General features: G+C 71.0%; 18 protein-coding genes. 7 read left to right on the top strand and 11 right to left on the bottom strand.

All coding sequences use genetic code 11. The features are described 5' to 3' along the window. Positions 1–16: 16 nt before the first annotated feature. On the top strand, positions 17–1321 hold the full coding sequence (locus FM051_RS07675; protein WP_158842153.1) for a PucR-like N-terminal domain-containing protein: 1305 nt from the start codon (positions 17–19) through the stop codon (positions 1319–1321). Here FM051_RS07675 and FM051_RS07670 read toward each other — a convergent pair. Then, the gene (locus tag FM051_RS07670) at positions 1290–1916 is read right to left on the bottom strand and encodes a hypothetical protein (protein ID WP_158842151.1); all 627 of its coding nucleotides are present in this window, start codon (positions 1914–1916) and stop codon (positions 1290–1292) included. The genes FM051_RS07675 and FM051_RS07670 overlap by 32 nt on opposite strands. A 241-nt stretch (positions 1917–2157) precedes the next feature. On the opposite strand from FM051_RS07670, the gene FM051_RS07665 reads away from it, so the two are divergent. Together FM051_RS07665 and FM051_RS53055 are read left to right on the top strand one after the other, a co-directional pair. Continuing rightward, positions 2158–3387: a DUF6801 domain-containing protein gene (locus FM051_RS07665; protein WP_158842149.1), complete on the top strand. Its 1230-nt coding sequence runs from the start codon at positions 2158–2160 to the stop codon at positions 3385–3387. Between the two features lie 75 nt (positions 3388–3462). Beyond that, positions 3463–4632, top strand: a complete 1170-nt coding sequence (locus tag FM051_RS53055; RefSeq protein ID WP_158842147.1) for a DUF6801 domain-containing protein — start codon at positions 3463–3465, stop codon at positions 4630–4632. A gap of 86 nt (positions 4633–4718) precedes the next feature. Here the strand turns inward: FM051_RS53055 and FM051_RS07655 are convergent, their stop codons facing one another. After that, a complete protein-coding gene (locus tag FM051_RS07655; RefSeq protein WP_158842145.1) occupies positions 4719–5432 on the bottom strand; it encodes a hypothetical protein in 714 nt (237 codons plus the stop codon). Between the two features lie 149 nt (positions 5433–5581). Then, the gene (locus tag FM051_RS07650; protein WP_158842143.1) at positions 5582–6307 is read right to left on the bottom strand and encodes an ANTAR domain-containing response regulator; all 726 of its coding nucleotides are present in this window, start codon (positions 6305–6307) and stop codon (positions 5582–5584) included. Between the two features lie 54 nt (positions 6308–6361). On the opposite strand from FM051_RS07650, the gene FM051_RS07645 reads away from it, so the two are divergent. From FM051_RS07645 to FM051_RS07635, 3 genes are read left to right on the top strand one after another with little or no spacing between them, the layout of a single operon-like run. Then, a complete protein-coding gene (locus FM051_RS07645; protein ID WP_158842141.1) occupies positions 6362–7021 on the top strand; it encodes a response regulator transcription factor in 660 nt (219 codons plus the stop codon). Then, on the top strand, positions 7022–8377 hold the full coding sequence (locus tag FM051_RS07640; protein WP_158842139.1) for a sensor histidine kinase: 1356 nt from the start codon (positions 7022–7024) through the stop codon (positions 8375–8377). Next, positions 8374–9264 carry a TAXI family TRAP transporter solute-binding subunit gene (locus FM051_RS07635; protein ID WP_158842137.1) on the top strand — a complete coding sequence of 297 codons (891 nt, stop codon included), beginning with the start codon at positions 8374–8376 and terminating at the stop codon, positions 9262–9264. Before FM051_RS07640 ends, FM051_RS07635 begins: the two co-directional genes overlap by 4 nt. A 158-nt stretch (positions 9265–9422) precedes the next feature. Here the strand turns inward: FM051_RS07635 and FM051_RS07630 are convergent, their stop codons facing one another. From FM051_RS07630 to FM051_RS07600, 6 genes are all read right to left on the bottom strand, one after another. Further along, positions 9423–10388, bottom strand: coding sequence for a VWA domain-containing protein (locus tag FM051_RS07630; RefSeq protein WP_158842135.1), 966 nt, complete (start codon positions 10386–10388; stop codon positions 9423–9425). Continuing rightward, positions 10388–11269, bottom strand: a complete 882-nt coding sequence (locus FM051_RS07625) for a DUF58 domain-containing protein (protein ID WP_238412236.1) — start codon at positions 11267–11269, stop codon at positions 10388–10390. The genes FM051_RS07630 and FM051_RS07625 overlap by 1 nt, the downstream gene beginning before the upstream one ends. Positions 11270–11334: 65 nt before the next feature. Then, positions 11335–12366, bottom strand: a complete 1032-nt coding sequence (locus tag FM051_RS07620) for an AAA family ATPase (protein ID WP_158842132.1) — start codon at positions 12364–12366, stop codon at positions 11335–11337. A 190-nt stretch (positions 12367–12556) separates the two neighbouring features. After that, on the bottom strand, positions 12557–13105 hold the full coding sequence (mobA, locus tag FM051_RS07615) for a molybdenum cofactor guanylyltransferase (protein WP_158842130.1): 549 nt from the start codon (positions 13103–13105) through the stop codon (positions 12557–12559). Between the two features lie 21 nt (positions 13106–13126). Further along, entirely contained in the window at positions 13127–13879 is a 753-nt protein-coding gene (locus FM051_RS07610) for an MHYT domain-containing protein (protein ID WP_238412212.1), read from the bottom strand. A gap of 534 nt (positions 13880–14413) precedes the next feature. After that, positions 14414–14560 (bottom strand): hypothetical protein, encoded by a 147-nt coding sequence (locus FM051_RS07600; protein ID WP_158842128.1) that lies wholly within the window; start codon positions 14558–14560, stop codon positions 14414–14416. On the opposite strand from FM051_RS07600, the gene FM051_RS07595 reads away from it, so the two are divergent. Beyond that, on the top strand, positions 14561–15076 hold the full coding sequence (locus FM051_RS07595; protein WP_158842126.1) for a hypothetical protein: 516 nt from the start codon (positions 14561–14563) through the stop codon (positions 15074–15076). It begins immediately after the preceding gene. A 151-nt stretch (positions 15077–15227) separates the two neighbouring features. Here FM051_RS07595 and FM051_RS07590 read toward each other — a convergent pair whose 3' ends face one another. Next, the gene (locus FM051_RS07590) at positions 15228–16655 is read right to left on the bottom strand and encodes a sensor domain-containing diguanylate cyclase (protein WP_158842124.1); all 1428 of its coding nucleotides are present in this window, start codon (positions 16653–16655) and stop codon (positions 15228–15230) included. Further along, positions 16652–16972 (bottom strand): alpha/beta fold hydrolase, encoded by a 321-nt coding sequence (locus FM051_RS07585; protein ID WP_238412211.1) that lies wholly within the window; start codon positions 16970–16972, stop codon positions 16652–16654. Before FM051_RS07585 ends, FM051_RS07590 begins: the two co-directional genes overlap by 4 nt. Positions 16973–17290 lie beyond the last annotated feature (318 nt).

Below are 17290 nucleotides of genomic sequence, written 5' to 3'. Positions count from 1 at the left end.
GTGGTGGGCGAACAGCATGAACAGAACCGGAGAACTCCGAGCCTCCGAGTTACCGCTCATCGGGAACGCGGACCTGTGGGAGCAACTGCCGGCCGACCTCGCGCCGAAGTTCCGGGCGAGAGCCGGCGACGTGGCCGTGGACATGGTCCGGGAAATCCAGAACCAGATCGCCGAATACTCGCAAAAGCTGGAGGGCATGTTCGGCCAAGTGGTGGTCGAAGGGGTGGAACAGGCGATCCACCAGTTCATCGACCGGATGGTCGACCCGACCGTGCAGCGCGAGGACCGCGCCAAGCTGTTCCGGCTGCTCGGCAAGCTGGAGGTCAGCGCGGGCCGAAGCCTCGACCTGCTCCAGACCGCCTACCGGATCGGCGCCCGGGTGGCGTGGCGGCGGATCTCGGAGTTCGGCCAGACCGAACGCGTGCCGCTGGCCACCATGTGCCTGATCGCCGAGGCGATCTTCGCCTACATCGACGAGCTGTCGCTGCGGTCGATGGAGGGCTACGCCGAGGCGCAGGCACGCCACGCGGGCGCGTTGCAACGGCGGCGCAAGCGGCTGCTGGAGCTGCTCCTCGGCGAGCCGGGCTACCACCCGAACGCGCTGGCCGAGCTGGCCGAGGCGGCGCACTGGCGGCTGCCGGAGAAAGTGCTGGTGGTGGCGCTGGAACGGCGCACCGACCAGCACCAGCTGCCGATACCGGCGCTGCACGAGGACATCCTGATGGACCTGGAGGGCAGCGAACCGTGCCTGCTGCTCACCGAACCGGAACGGCAGCTGGTCGCGTTGGAGCAGAAGCTCGGCGGGTGGCGCGCGGCGGTCGGGCCGATCGTGCCGCTGGCCTCGGCGCGGCAGTCGCTGCGCTGGGCGCGCCGCACGATCACGCTGATCCAGTCCGGGGTGATCGAGGACAAGCCGATGGTGGACACCACCGAGCACCTGTCGACGTTGCTGCTGCTGGGTGACGAGGAGCTGGTGCACGAGCTGGTGAAGCGGACGTTGGCGCCGCTCGAAGGGCTGACACCCAAACAGCAGCAACGGATGCTGGAGACGATGACCGCGTGGGTGGAGACGCGGGGCAGCGCGCCGGAGGTCGCGTCCAGCCTCGCCGTGCACCCGCAGACGGTGCGCTACCGCTTGCGGCAGTTGGAGGAGCTGTTCGGGGAGAAGCTGCACGACCCGGACGCGCTGTTCGACATGGGCATCGCGCTGCGGGCGCTGCGCCTGCTCACCGGAGCGACGGGATCGACCGGAGCGACCGGGGCCGCGGGATCGGCTGGGCCGACGGGAGTCACGGGGTCGACGGGAGCGCGGTCAGCGTGACCTCGATCGTGTTGCCCGGCCCGGAGACCAGACCGGTCATCAGCGGGTCGAGCCGTTCCCGGCCCTGGCAGCCACCGAAGGACGGGATCGGGTAGACGCCCTTCAACACCATCCGGTCCAGCCCGAACGGGCCTTCGAGGTCGATCGACGCCGGTTCGGCGGTCTGGCACGTCTGGCCGACGTCGAGCGGCTGCCGGTCGACCGCGACCTCGCCGAGCTTGACGAAGACCTTCACGTTGATCTTGACCTGGCCGTCCTGGATCCGGCCGGCGCCCTCCCCCGCCGGGATCAGGTCGACGCGCGAGGTGGTGGGCACGAAGCCGAACACGACGAAATAGCCGTAGGCAGGCGGCAGCCACAGGACGCCGGTGATGGTGCCGTCCTCGAAGTCGATCTCGGCGTCGAACGTGCCCGGACCGATGGCGAGGTCCGACTGGAGCCTGGCGAGCCGGGTGACCACCTCGACCTTGTACTTGATCTTGACGATGACGACCGGCTGCGGCGCGCGCACCTCGGCGTGGCGCACGACCCAGCCCGGGGTCAGCGTCGCGCCCAGCAGCGCGGCGACCGCGGCGATGACCACCGCGACCCTCACCGGCCGGCTCCACTCATTCTTCAAAACTACTTTCGGGACTGTCGCCGCACAAGCGCCGATCAGCGATTTGTCATGCGCGTGACAAACCTTTCGACCGGTTTTGTCGCACAGCTGACATGGTGCGGGAAAATGTGAAAACAATGCTTGCCGCCACTCTTCGACAAAGCTACTTTACTCACCAGTAGCTCTTGCGGGACATCGCAAGCACTGTTTTCGCACTGCTCTCGACGAGGAGAGGCACATGCTGAAACGAACTGGTCGATCGGTCGTCGGTGGGCTGGCGGTGGCCACCGCGGTCGTGGGCTCGGTTGCGTTCGCCGGCGCGGGCACCGGCACGGCCGCCACCGCGAGCCTGACCCTGGTCTACAGCTGCCCGTTCCCGTTGATCGGCACCCAGGACATGAGCGTCAAGATCGACGTGGCGAACCTGCCCGACACCGCGGTGGTCGGCGAGCCGATCCCGGTGGCCGAGGTGACCGCCACCGCGACCGTGCCGCCGACCGCGACGCAGGGCCTGTCGTTGGTCGGCGCGACGACCGTGGAGGGCAGCGCCAAGGCGCAGACGCGGGTGGACAACGCGGGCGCGGTGCTGGACCTCGTGCCGGACCTGGTGGTGGCCAAGACGGACGTGCCCACCTCCGGCTCGTTCGACACGGTCGCCACCGGCAGCACGCCGTCGGTCAGCTTCACCAACCCGGGTCTCACCACCTTCACGGTCGGCAACTTCAGCACCACGTTGACGCCGCGCAAGGCCGACGGCACCGAGACCGGCCTGGGCACGTTCACCTCGGACTGCACGCTGAAGCCCGACCAGAACACGCAGCTCTACCAGTTCACCGTGTCGCCGGCGACCGTGCCCACCAGCACGACCACGACCACCACTCAGCCGACGACCACGACCACCACTACCACCACCGACCCGACCACCACCACGACGACGACCACCACCCAGCCGAACGACCCGCTGCGGATCAACTTCGGCGTCAACGGTTCGTCGACCATCAAGAAGCTGAACTCCGGCCTGCCGCTCGGACCGGGCACGCTGGCCACGGAAGTCGACCTGGCCGCCGGGAAGTTCACCGGCGACCTGGCGCTGCCCGACGCGTCCGGCACGTTCAAGCTGTTCGGTTTCGTGCCGACCACGGCGACCGTGCGGCTGCTCCCGCAGGGCCGCACGACGGGCACGATCGCCGCGGGCGCGGTCACCGCGCGGACCACGGCGTCGATCAAGCTGACCGACGTGCGGGTGCTGGGCATCCAGGTCGTGAAGCCGACCGACCAGTGCCAGACGGTGACGCCGAGCGACATCAACCTGACGTCGAAGCCCGGCTTCGACCCGCTCAACGGCGGCGGCCTCGGCGGCACGTACGACATCGCCCAGTTCGACCGCTGCGGTCTGGTGACCGCCGTGGTCAACGGCACCATCCCCGGTCCGGACAACGCGCTCGACCTCCAGATCGCCAGGCAGTGATCCCACCAGCCTCGACAGAGCGGGTCGGCGTCGTCGCCGGCCCGCTCGGGGCATTTCCGCAGGAGAGAACCTGACATGAGATTGCGACACCGGGTGGCCGCGCTTGCCGTCAGCGCGGTGGTGGTCGGCGGCTCGGCCTTGTGGGGCGCGGGCGTCGGCAGTGCCGCGACGGCGACGCTCACCCTGGTCTACAACTGCCCGTTCCCGTTGATCGGGGCGCAGGACATGAGCGTCAAGATCGTGGTGGAGAACCTGCCCGACGACGCGGTGGTGGGCAGCCCCATCCCCGAGGCGCGCGTGACGGCCACGGCGACGGTGCCGGAGCTGGCGACGCAGGGTCTGGCGCTCGTCGGCGCGGTGTCCGTCGAGGGCACCGCGAAGGCTCGGACGCGGGTGGACAACGCGGGTTTCGAGCTGGACATCGAGCCGAACCTGACCGTGGCGAAGACCCCGGTGCCGTCCTCGGGCACGTTCGACACCATCGCCTCCGGCTCCACGCCGCCGGTGAGCTTCCCCAACGCGGGCCTCACCACGTTCACCGTCGGCGACTTCGAGACCACCCTGACACCGCGCACGGCCGACGGCAGCGAGACGGGTCTCGGCACGTTCACCTCGCCGTGCACGCTGAAGCCGGGGCAGGCGACGCAGCTGTACCAGTTCACGGTGCGGCCGGACACCACCACCACGACTACTACGACAACAACAACAACCGACCCCACCACCACGACAACAGATCCGACGACCACCACCACCGATCCCACTACCACCACAACGGATCCGACCACGACGACGACGGATCCGACCACCACCACGACTTCCCCCACCACGACCACCACTGAGCCGACGACCACCACCACCACGACTCCGACCTCGACCTCGACCTCGACCTCGACGTCGACCAGTACGACGACCACAAGTGCCACCACGACAACGACAACGTCCCGAACGACCACCACCACCAGCACGACGACGACCACGAGCGGTTCGTCGACGACCACCACGACGCCGTCCTCCAGCACCACGAGCGCCTCGTCGACCACCACCACGACGCCGGCCACCAGCACCACGACCACCACCACGACGACACCGGCCCCGGCCCCGGCCGCCGGGAACTACCCGGACAAGAACGGCAAGCTGGCCTACACCGGCTCCTCGATCCGCGGCCCGCTGGTCCTGGGCGGCGCCCTGCTGGCCCTGGGCGCCGGCGTGCTCCTCTACCTCCGCCACACCCGCCGCCGCGCCTGACGAACCCCCGTACCGATCCTCTGCGGCAGCAACGAAATCGGCCCCCTCCCGACTGCTGGGAGGGGGCCGATCCACGTGCGCGACCGTCAGCCCGGCAACGCTGGCAGCTCGCTGATCTGCTCCGGCGTCGGCGGGGTGATCTCGACCGCCTTGCCCCAGTCCCGGTAGTTCGCGACCACCCGCACCGGCTCGCCGCCCTCGACCGGCGTGCTGACCTCGGTCTTCACCGGCAGGTCCTGGTCGTCCACCCACAGCTTCAACACCGACGCCCGCCCGTTCACCGCGACGTGCGCGGTGTACCGGACGGTCTGCCTGCCGGACACCGACTCCTCGGCCTTCTCCACGATCTGCGCGCCCTCCGGCAGCGCCTTGCGGATGTCGGCGGTGTCACGGATGTGCACGGCGACGTCCGCCATGGCCCGCCCCAGCGCGTTGTCGGGGTCGTCCGGGTCGAGCTTGAGCCACGGCTTGTCCGGCTGCGGCGCCTGGCCCTGCGGTATCCGCACGAAGATGCCGTCCGGCACCATCACGTACGCGACCGCGTCGGCGTCGGCGGTGGAGATCCGGCACGATGCCGCGAAATCGTCGGTGCGCAACCCGCAACTGCCCTTGCCGTTGGTCGCGAGGTCCAGGTCGACGGTGACCGAACGCCTGGCCTCGGCGGCGACCCGGTTCGCCTCGGCCAGCGCCTGCGGCGTGTCGAACGTCCTCATCGTCGACGACGGGTCGTCGGTGCACGCGGAAAGCGCAGCGGAAACCACGACGGCGAAACCCGCCGCGGCGACACGGTTCTTGCGCATGCTCCTCCTCGGACCAGAATGGGGAAATCGACTTTCCCGGACACTCTAACCGCATCGAGAAGCACTCGGGCCGACGAATTCACGGCTGTTGCGAAAACCAAAAATCGAATACCGGTTTTGTCAGCCGCGTGACAACCAGGGTTGGTCGATCAGGGTCTGCGAACCGAGTCCAGCAGGTTCCGGGCCACGTCGCGCAGCTTGGTGTTGCGCTGTTGCGACTCGGTGACCAGCCGGGCGAACGCCTCCTCGGCGTCCACCCCGTGCGCGGCCATCAGCACGCCCTTGGCCTGGTCGATCTCGGCCCGCGACGACAGCGCGTGCTGCAAGTGCTCGACCAGCCGACGTGACCGCTCGTACCGCCGGAACCCGGTGATCGAGGTGGACGCGGCGGTGACGAACAGCCGCAACAACGCCTCGTCGAACGGGTCGAAGGCGCTCTCCTGCGAGCTGTAGAGGTTCAAGGCGCCGACCACCTGGTCCTCGACCACGATCGGCGCGGACAGGTACGTCCGCACGCCCGCGCGTTCGGCCGCCGCGGCGAACTCGGGCCACTTCTCCCGGCCGCCCTCCGCGGTGGCCCGCACGGGCCGCTGGATCCGGGCCGCCATCAGGCACGGCCCGTTGCCCGCGTCGTACTGGTCCTTGTCGATCGCGATGACCTTCTCGTCGGTCGCGGCGGCCGTGGACGCGCCGTCCGGACCGACCACGGTCACGCTGACGTTCTCCGCGTCGGGGATGACGCGCGACGCCGACTCGGCCAGCTGCTGGAGGGCCTCGTTCAGCGTCTGGCCGCCGGCCAGCACACTCGCCAGCTCCTCCAGAGCCTCGCTGGCCTCGTCCAACAGGCTCGCCGGTACGTGTTCCTCGATGGTCACAGCCCTTTCTACACCCCTGACGACATAATCGCCCCAACAGAAGGGGGTCGCCGGGTGCGCGTGCTGCTGGTCGAGGACGACGACGGGGTCGCGGACGCCTTGGTCGAGGCGCTGGAGGCGAACGACCACCGGCCGAGCCGGGTGGCCCGCGGCGCGGACGCGCTCCTCGTCCACCGCGATTTCGACCTGCTGCTCCTCGACCTGGGCCTGCCCGACACCGACGGCCTGGAGGTGCTGCGCAAGATCCGCAAGGTCTCGTCGGTGCCGGTGCTGGTGCTCACCGCGCGGGGTGACGAGCGGTCGACAGTGCGCGGCCTGCGCCTCGGCGCGGACGACTTCCTGGTGAAACCGGTCCGGCTCGGCGAGCTGCTGGCCCGGATGGACGCGGTCGCGCGGCGCAGCGCGGCGCTCACCGGCCCGAAGGACCGGACCGTGCGGGTCGGTGACGTGGAGATCGACCTGGAGGGCCGACGGGTCGTGGTCGGCGACGCGGAGGTCTCGTTGACCACCAAGGAGTTCGAGGTGCTCGCCGCGTTGGCCAGCCGCGCGGGCACGGCGGTGAGCCGTCAGCAGCTCATGGACGAGGTCTGGGGCGACGCGTACCTGGCGGTGTCGCGGTCGTTGGACGTGCACCTGGCCGGGCTGCGGGCGAAACTGCACCGGCCCGGCCTGCTGACCACCATCCGCGGTTTCGGCTACCGGCTCGGTGAGTGAATGCGCCGCCGCCTGCTGTTGGTGTTGTTGCTGTTCTCCGCCGCCGCCGTGGCCGGGTTCGCCGTGCCGCTGCTGTCGGCCACGGCCGCCGAGCGCACCCAGCGGTTCGTGCTGACCCGCACCGGCGACCTGGACCGGTTCGCCGCGCTCGCGCAGCAGGCCGAGACCACGGGCGACAGAACCGCCCTGGTGGACGAGGTCGCCGCGTACGTCGAGCTGTACGGCGAGCCGGTCGTGGTGGTCGACGCGCGCCGGCAGCCGGTCGCCCAGGCCGGTCTCACCGCGGACGACCCGGCGTTGGCGCAGGTGCTGGACGCGGCGCTGCGCAACCAGCCCGCGTCGTCGGTGCCGACGGTGAAGCCGTGGTCGTCCGGGCACGTGGTGTTCGCCCGCCCGGTCGGCACGGGCACGCGGGTGGCGGGTGCGGTGGTGCTCAAGGCGTCGGTGGACCGTGCGGCGGCGGACGTGACCACGCAGTGGCTGTTGGTTCTCGGTGGCGCGCTGGCGGCGGCCGTGATCTCGGTGCTGCTGGTCCTGGCCGTCACCAGGTGGCTGCTGAAACCGCTGGCCGAGTTGGCGATCGGGGTCCGCGCGGTGGCCGCGGGTGAACGGCGGGCGCACGTGGCGGGGAGCAGCGGGCCGCCGGAGGTGCGCGAGCTGTCGGAGTCGTTCAACCGGATGTCGGACGCCGTGACCGAGGCCGCCGACCAGCAGCGGCGGCTGATCGCGGACGCCTCGCACCAGCTGCGCAACCCGATGGCGGCGTTGCGGCTGCGCATGGACACGTTGAGCGGTCAGGTGAAACCTGAGGGTGTGCGCGCGTACACGGCGGGCGTGGCCGAGATCGAACGGCTGGAATCGCTGCTGGACGGCCTGCTGGCGTTGGCGTCGGCGGAGAGCGTGGCGACCGAGGTCGCGGCGGGCGGGCGTGAGCCGGAGTTGACCGACCTGGGCGCGGTGGCGGTGGACCGGGCCGGGTTCTGGCAGGTGCCGCTGCCCGAGACGCCGGCGTTGACGGTGCTGGTGCGCTGCCCGGAATCGGACCTGGCGCAGGTGCTGGACGTGCTGCTGGACAACGCGGTCAAGTACGGCGGCGCGGTGCGGGTGTCGCTCGGCGCGGACCGGGCGGCGGGCGAGGGGTGGGTCGAGGTGCACGACGACGGGCCCGGGCTCACCGAGGAGGAGTTGGCGTTGGCCACGGCGAGGTTCTGGCGGGGCCGGTCCGGGCAGCCCGGCACGGGTCTCGGCCTGGCGATCGCGGACCAGCTGGTCAAGGCGCGGCAGGGCGTGCTGAGCCTGTCGTCGGCGGACGGGTTCACCGCCCGCATCACCCTGCCGTTGGAGCCGTCGCTGTGAACCGCCGGGTGTTCCTCCTCGGCCTGGCCTGCCTCTCAGCCGGCTGCACGTCCGGCGCGCCGTCCGGCGAGCTGGCCATCGCCGCAGGTGAGCGCGGGGGCATGTACTTCGACTTCGCCACCCTGCTCGCGGAGCAGCTGACCGACGTGCGCGGCCGGGTGCTGGAGACCGAGGGCAGCCTGGCGAACCTGGCGCTGCTCGCCGACGGTCAGGCGCAGGTGGCGCTCACCCTCGCCGACTCGGCCCGCGTCGCCGACCCCGGCCTCGAACTGCGTGCCCTGGGTCGGGTCTACGAGAACTACCTCCAGCTCGTGGTGCGCGAGGACGATCCGGCACGGCTGCCCGCCGACCTGGCCGGGCGGACCGTGTCCCTGGGCGCGGAGGGCTCCGGCGCGTCGCTGTCGGGTGAGCGGATGCTCGTCGCGCTGGGCCTGCGGAACTCCGTGCGGGTGGAGCACCTGAGGATCGCCGACGCCGCGCAGGCGTTGGCGGACCGGCGGATCGACGCCCTGCTGTGGTCCGGCGGCGTGCCGACGCCGACGCTGGCCCGCCTGTCCGGCATCCGCCTGCTGCCGTTGGCCGAACTGGTGCCCGGCCTGCGCGCGGCACACGGTTCGGTGTACGAACAGGTGCCCGTGCCGGCGGGCGTCTACGGCGCGACCCGCGAGGTGCCCACGATAGGCGTGGCCAACCTGCTGGTCTGCCGGGCCTCGATGCCGGACGCCGTAGCCGCCGCGATCACCCGCACCCTGATCTCCCGCGCCGCCGCCCTGGTCCCCCAACAAGCCCTGGGCACCCAGTTCCTGGACGTCCGCAGCCTGATCGGCACCGCGGGCCTCCCCCTGCACCCAGGCGCCGCCACCACCTACCAAGACCTACACGGCTGACCCAAAAGCGCGAGAGTCCTACATTCGCGTGCGGTGTGTCCTACGTTCGCGTGCGGTGTGTCCTACGTTCAGAACAGGTGTGTCCTACGTTCGCGACCCCTGAATTCAACACTCAGGTACCCGCGCCCGGACGCGAACGTTGAACCAGCAGACCCCGCTCAGGGCAGGCGTTGCCCGAACATCAGCGCACCGGCCACGGCGATCATCCCGAGCACGGTGCCCACCGCCACCCACGGACGCGACGCGTCGGACTGCTTCTTCTCGTACCCGATCTGCTCGCCCAGCGTGTCGTACACCCGGCGCAGCTCCTCGGCGCTCGCGGCCTTGAAGAACTCGCCGCCGGACAGCTTGGCGATCTCCCGCATGGAGTCGTCGTCCACCGGCACGTCCTGCTGCCGCCCCTCGATCTCGACCACACCCTCCTCGGTGCCGAACGAGATCGTGGAGATCGGGATACCGGCCTTCTTGGCGTCCTCGGCCGCGTCGAACGCCTTGCGGGTGCCGACGGTCTCCTTGCCGTCGGTCATCAGCACGACGCGCGCGGGCGGTGGGCCGTCAGCGCCGCCGACGACCTTGCCGAACGAGTCGATCGCCGCCAGCGCGGCCACGATCGCGTCACCCGTCGCGGTCGACTGGGCCAGCTTGAGCCCGTCGATGCTCTGCGTGACCGCACCGCGGTCGGTGGTCGGCGCGACCATCACGGTGGCCGAACCGGCGAACGAGATCAGGCCGAGGTTGATGCCCGGCGTGAGCCCGTCGGCGAACGACTTGGCGGCCACCTGCGCGGCCTCCAGCCGGGACGGCTTGACGTCCGTCGCCTTCATGGACAGCGACGTGTCGATCACCAGCATCACCGTGGCGCGGTTGCGCGGCACCTTCTGCTCGGCGGTCGGCCCGGCCAGCGCCACGGTCAGCAAGATGAACGCCACCAGCAGCAACGCCGCCGGCACGTGCTTGTACCAACCCTGCCGCTTGGGCGCGACCTTCTCCAGCATCGGCAGGTTGGCGAACCTCAGCGTCCGCTTGCGCAGCACGCGTTGCAGCACCACGTAGAACGCGGTCAGCCCCACCACCACGACCAGAAGCAGGAACCACCACGGCGCGGTGAACCCCGACAGGCTCATCAGGCCACCCCTCCCGACCAGCGACGCTTGCGTGCCACGACGAAGCGCACGGTGTCGGCGATCCAGTCCGAGTCGGTGCGCAGCACGAGGTGGCCGGCGCCGGCACGGCGCAGACCGGCCGCCACGTCGGCACGGTGCTCGGCCGCCGCGGCGGCGAACTCCCGGCGCAGCAGCGGTGAGGCGACCACCTCGCGCTGCCGGCCCGACTCCGGGTCGGCCAGCACGACCGTGCCCACCTCGGGCAGGTCGATGTCACGCGGGTCGACGACCTCGATCGCCACGAGGTCGTGCCGGGCGGACAACGCGCGCAGCGGGCGCTGCCACTCCGTGCCGCCGAGGAAGTCCGAGATCACCACGACCAGGCCGCGCCGACGCGGCGGGCGGCGCAACTGCTCGACCACCTCGGCCAGCGAACCGCGGGTGCCCTCGGGCGCACGCGGCGTCTCGGCGACCTTGCGGATGAGACCGCGCGAGTGCGCCAGACCACCGCGCGCGGGCACCCGGACCAGCTGGTCACCGGTCGACACCAGGGCGCCGATCCGGTTGCCGCCACCACGCGTCAGGTGCGCCACCGCGGCCGTCGCGGCGACGACCAGGTCACGCTTCTCGCACACCGCCGTGCCGAAGTCGAGGCTCGGCGAGAGGTCGATCGCGAGCCACGTCTCCAGCTCGCGGTCGGCGACCGTCTCCCGGATGTGCGGCACGGTGGTGCGGGCGGTGACCGCCCAGTCCATCCGCCGCACGTCGTCGCCGGGCTGGTAGGGCCGCGCCTCGCCGGGCTCGGAACCCGGCCCGGGGACGAGGCCCAGGTGGTTGCCCTGGAGCAGGCCGTCGAGCCGGCGGCGGACCTCCAGTTCGAGCGTGCGCAGCGCCGCTTCCATCCGGCCGCCGTGCAGGACCGGCGGCGCCCAGCTCGGACGCTCCGAGGTCGCTCCGCTCGGCTCGGTCACGGCCTGCCCGCGGGCTGCGGCGTCTGCGGACGCGCCGAGACCTGCGGCAACGGCACGGTCTGGAGCACGCGGGTGATGATGTGGTCCAGCGGGACGCCGTCGGCCAGCGCGTCGTAGGACAGCACCAGGCGGTGGCGCAGCACGTCCGGCACCACGTCCACGATGTCCTGCGGCAGCACGTAGTCGCGCCCGCGCACCAGCGCCAGGGCGCGGGCGGCGGCGATGATGCCGAGGCTGGCACGCGGCGAGGCGCCGTACGCGACCCACCCGGCGACGTCGGTGAGCTGGTGCTCCTTGGGCGCGCGGGTCGCGATGACCACCCGCACCACGTAGTCGACCAGCGCGTGGTGCACGAACACCCGGGAGGCCACGCCCTGGAGGCGGACCAGCTCGTCCGGGCCGAGCACCTGGCTGGGCACCGGCGGCTCGACGCCCATCCGGTAGACGATCTCCCGCTCCTCCTCGGCCGTCGGGTACTCGACCTGGATCTTGAACAGGAACCGGTCGCGCTGCGCCTCGGGCAGGGGGTAGACGCCCTCGTTCTCGATCGGGTTCTGGGTGGCCAGGACCAGGAACGGGGTGGGCATCGGGAACGTCTTGCCGCCGATGGACACGTGCCGCTCGGCCATCACCTCGAGCATCGCCGACTGCACCTTGGCGGGCGCGCGGTTGATCTCGTCGGCGAGGACGAAGTTCGCCACCACGGGGCCGAGCTCGACGTCGAACGTCTCGCTGCCCTGGCGGTAGATGCGGGTGCCGAGGATGTCGGCGGGCACCAGGTCGGGGGTGAACTGGACGCGCGAGAACGAACCGCCCACGACGTTCGCGAACGTCTCGACGGCCAGCGTCTTGGCAACGCCGGGCACGCCCTCCAGCAGCAGGTGGCCCTTGGCGAGCAGACCGACGAGCATCCGCTCGACCAGCCGGTCCTGACCGACGATCACCCGCTTGACCTCGAACACGGTGCGTTCGAGCAACTGGGCGTCACGAGCCGGCGTGTTGGGCGCCTCGGCGGCGGGCTCGGACAAGGGTCCTCCTCGACAGGGTTGTGCGACTGTGGACCAGTCTCCCCTGCCGGCGGTATGGCTCTTGTGAAGGGGTTGGTGCCCGAATCGGGCAGCGACGCAGCTCACGCCGTTCTCACATGATCTTGGACCCGCGTTCGGCGCTCGTTCAGCGGGCCTCGGGCGCGTCAGCGGGCGTCGTCAGCGGGCGTCGTCAGCGGGCGAGGTCCTGCGGGGTGTCCACGTCCCGGGCCTCCCCCGGCCGGGCCGCGACGGGCACCGGGTCGAGCGGGCCGAGGACCGACCGCATCGAGGCGTTGCGCGGGTCTGCGGGCAGGGCTCGGCGCAGCTCTTCGGTGCGCCACGCTCCGGTGAGCCACTGCGCCCGGCCCTCGTCGTCCACGAGCACCGCGCCGGTCTCGCCGACACCCGCCAACAGTCGGTCCACTGTGGACTGCGTGATCCCCGGCTGATCCACGGCGAGCACCACCACCAGGTCGGTGTCGACGTGCGCGAGCCCGGCGGCCAGGCCTGCCACCGGTCCCCCGCCGGGCGGGTCCTCGCGGGCCCACGTCACGCCGGGAACGTCGTCCTTCCGCGGCCCTACGACGACGGTCGGTCGAGCGGACGCGACGGCGTCCAGCACGTGGTCGAGGAGCGTGCGGCCGTCGACCACGACCGACGCCTTGTCGACCCCGCCCAGCCTGCTGCCCCGACCACCGGCGAGGACCACCGCCGCCCAGGACGGCTCGGGTTCGGACACGGGCCCAACGGTAGCCGCGGCCTAGGCGGTCTCGCCCAGCACGTCGTCGTCATCGGTGGTGAAGAGCATCCACAGCAGGACGCCCATCACCAGGCCGCCCGCCACGAACACCGGGAACACGAGGTCGAACACGCTCGCGCCCCGCGGCACGGCCGCGCCCGGATCGGGGCCGACCCGTACCGCGGCCATGCCGGTGTAGTGCATGCCGGTGACCGCCACCCCCATGATCAGCCCGGCCGCGACCGTGGCCGGCGCGGTCCGGACGACCACGGTGAACCAGAACGCGGCCGTTGCCGCGACCACCGCGACCAGGCAGGACAGCACGACCATCACCGGGTCGTAGGAGATCCCGCCCCGGAACCGGATCGCGGCCATGCCCAGGTAGTGCATGGCCGCCACGCCGAGCCCGGCCACCGCGCCCGCGACGAGCAGTCGCACCCTGGTGAACCGGATGAGCGTGACCAGGGACAGCCCGACCCCGACCATCGCGATCGCCACCACGGCCGACAGCGCGGTCAGCGGCACGGAGTACCTGATCGTGACACCGGGGACGTCGAAGCCGAGCATGGCGATGAAGTGCATGAGCCAGATGCCGACGCCGCCGATGGCGAACGCGCCGAACGCGGTCCAGCGGACCCTGGCGGCCTTGGCGGGTTCGGCGCGGGCTCTCGACATGCAGGCCAGGCCGATCAGCGCGCCGATGACCGAGACGACGTACGCGATCACGAACGTGGTGGCGCCGGCAGAGAAGTGCTGTATCGAATCGTGGTTCACAGGGCACCGATCCGTGATTTCAGAAGTGCGCCCCGCCCTTCCCCGAGAGCGTGACACTATTCCATACGTAACCCTGCGTGATCACGTTCAGGTAAAGCCCGCGAATTAATCTACTGTGAGTATCCATTCGCGCGCCTGGGCGACTCGGCGGTGCTCCATGCGGGTGAACGAGTGAACGAGTGAACGAGTGGCCGGGTGGTCGGGTAGCGGGGATCCAGTGCAGGATCCCCGCCCCCTCAGAACCGGCCACGCCGGCGATCCTGCGCACGGTGATGCCCCCGGACGGCGGGCGATGCGAGCGCCGGTGGCCTCGGCCACCCACGCGCCGTTGCGGGGGGGACCTCGTCGTCGTAGGCGGGAGTCCACGCCCGCGCGGGGATTCCGGCGAGGCGTTCGACCGCGTCGTCGGACAGGGTGAACCCGAGCGAGTAGCCCGACTTCCTCGCGTGCAGCCATTCCACGAACTCGTGGGTGCAGCCGGCGGCGTCGGTGCGGATCAGGACCTTGCGTCCGATGCGGCGGGCTCGTGCCCGGTCACCGGGCGGTGCTCGACGTCGTCACGGCCGTGGTCGACGGCTCGCGCGCCGGCAGGTTCATGCCGGGCACGGATCCGGTCACCAGGCCCAGGGACACGATGAGCACGACCGCGCGGACGGTGCCGGTGCTGGCGAGGAGGCCCATATGACTACCTACGTCCCTGCGAAACGCCCGCGGCAGCTCTGGACCGCGATCATCATCCTGTACGTCCAGACGGTGTTCAACGTTGGCGGAGGAGCCCTGGTACTGGCCCTCGCCGCTGAGGAGACCGAGCACAACCGAGAAGCGCCGGAGCTGTACATCCTCGGGTGGGTGTCGGTGGTGATCGGCATTGTGCTGCTCGGCGGCGCCATCCTGCTGACCCGGGGGATTTCCTGGGCGCGCGTCCCGGTGGCGGTCGTCGAGTTGTTCGGTGTCGTCAGCGGGGTGATCGCGGTCGCGTCCGGGGTGGTCACCAACGTCGTCAACATCGCGTTGTGCGTGCTGGTCCTGGTCAACCTGTTCAGCTACGACGTCCGCGTCTGGTTTGCGCCGCGACAAGGCCGTCCGATGGCCGGGTCCGTGCCGGGCCCGCACCCGCCGGTCGACCAGCCGCTGGGGGTTGAGCCGCCGCCGGGTTCTCCGGAGTGGTGGGGTACTCCGCCGGAGCGGAACGAATGACCCGGATCATGCTGGACATCGTGGGCGCGCTGTCCAGCGTGACCACCAGTTCCCGGCCGAACTGCGGTGGTGAGCACGGCGGTCTGCCGACCAGGTCCGGTGGCGAGGTGTTTGCGCAGAGCGGCAATCCTGTTCAGGACTGTCACCGGAGTCACGCGCCGGTCCGCCGACCGGCCACCCGGTTGCGGCCGGCGTCCTTGGCCTCCAGGACCGCCACGCTGGCCTCCTCCACCGCGTCGATGACCGAAGCGCCGGGCAGGACCTCCACCGCTCCGATCGACACCGTGACCACCCCGCCGGCGTTGCCCCGGTGCTCGACGCCGAGCCGTTCCACCGCCTGCCTGATCCGCTCCCCCAACGCCATCGCACCTTCCAGCCGCGTGTTCGGCATCAGCACGGTGAACTCCTCGCCCCCGTACCGGTACACCCGGTCGGCCGACCGGGCGGTGCGGTTGATCGCCTGGCCGACCCGGCGCAACGTCTCGTGCCCGGCCAGGTAGCGGTACAGCGTGTTGTAGGTGTGGAAGCGGTCGATGTCGACCAGCAGCAGGCTGTACGGCTCGCCGACCCGGTTGCGGCGGGCGTGGTCGGCGTCGAACGTCGCCGGGTTCGGCAGGCCGGTCCGCTGGTCGATGGTCGCCGCCTCGGCCAGCGCCCGGTTCTCCGCGTGCAGCTCCTCCAGCCGTTCCGCGAGCCGGTCGACCTGGTGCTTGCGCGCCAGCGCCCAGTCCTCCAGGTCCTCGTGGTAGACGGCCACGCCCACGGTGCCGATCGTCTTCGCCCGGTACATCGCGACATCCGCCTGGTGCAGCAGGTCTTCCGCGCCGTGACCCGGCCGCACGAACGTGATGCCCGCCGACACCGACACCCGGATCACGCCCTCGTCCAACGTCACCGGCGTGGCGATGACGGCCAGGATCTCCCGTGCGGCGGCGATCGCCTGCTGTTGGTCCAGTTCGTCGAGCAGCACGACGAACTCGTCACCACCGAGCCGCGCCGCCGTGCCGCGACCGGCCACGACGGCGGCGAGCCGGGACGCCACCAGGCGCAGCACGTGGTCACCGGCGGCGTGGCCGTAGCGGTCGTTGACCTCCTTGAACTGGTCGAGGTCGAGGAACACCAGCACCGGCCCCGGCGCGCCGCGCACCGCCTGCTCCAGCCGGGGCAGGAACCCGGCGCGGTTCGCCAGGCCCGTCAACGCGTCCGTGTTGAGCCGGCTGCCCAACTCGTCCGCCGTCTCCGCCCACCCGGTGACGTCGAGCGCCACCACCACCAGACCGCGCACGTCCGGGTCCGTGCTCAGGTCGCGGGCGACCAGGTCGACCCGCCGGTGCGCGGAACCCTCCACGGGCACCGCGCACGTGCAGCGCGACGCGCCCGTGCGGCCCGCCGCCTGGAGGAACGTGCCGATCGCCGCCGCGTCACCGGTCGCCACCAGATCGGGCAGCAGGCCGGACGCGCCGCCGAACAACCGCCGGGCCGCCGGGGACGCCCACCGGACGCCCAGGTCGCTCGGATCGACCACCAGCACGGCGGCGTCGGCCCGTTCGAGCACCGCCTGGTGGAAGCCGCCGTTCATCGCGACGCGCTGAGGAACCGCAGCAGGGCCTGGTCGAACTCGTCCGGCCGGTCGAGGTTCACCAGGTGACCCGCGCCCTCGACGACGACCTTCTCCGCACGCGGCGCGGACCCGTGCACCAGATCGGCCACCACGTGGATGTCCGACGAGTCGAGGTCGCCGACGATCAACCCGCGGCACAGCTCGCGCACCGCCGGGTCGACCTCCCCCGGTGACCACTCAGGACCGTCGACCCACATCCGGAGCAGGCACTCCGCCGCGTCGTCCACATCGGTGGTGGCACGGAGGCGCGCGAGCCCGCCGCCGTGCAGCAGCACGACCGGTGGCCCATCGCCACGTCTTTCGTAACTCAATTCCCCGTCAGCGAGCATCAAACGGCCGGCCGTCATGGTCCCCCCTGGACTTGACTTCCTCCCTCAGGCCTCAAACGCTACCGAATCCACGCCGCGCATTCAGGTGATCAGGACGACACCGCCTCATTTCTGGGGGCGAATTCCTGGGGTTGCACCCAATAGGGGGACATATCCACCCGCGGTCCACAATGGGCAGGCCAATTGAGACGCGACGAAAACCGGTGGACGACGCGTCCGGAGCGTGCCTACCCTCGGCCGCGTTCTGTCCTCCCGACGTCGAAG

This window comes from Saccharothrix deserti (genome assembly GCF_009769385.1).
Taxonomy (GTDB): Bacteria; Actinomycetota; Actinomycetes; order Mycobacteriales; family Pseudonocardiaceae; genus Actinosynnema; species Actinosynnema deserti.
This window is presented reverse-complemented; position numbering and strand designations above follow the sequence as displayed.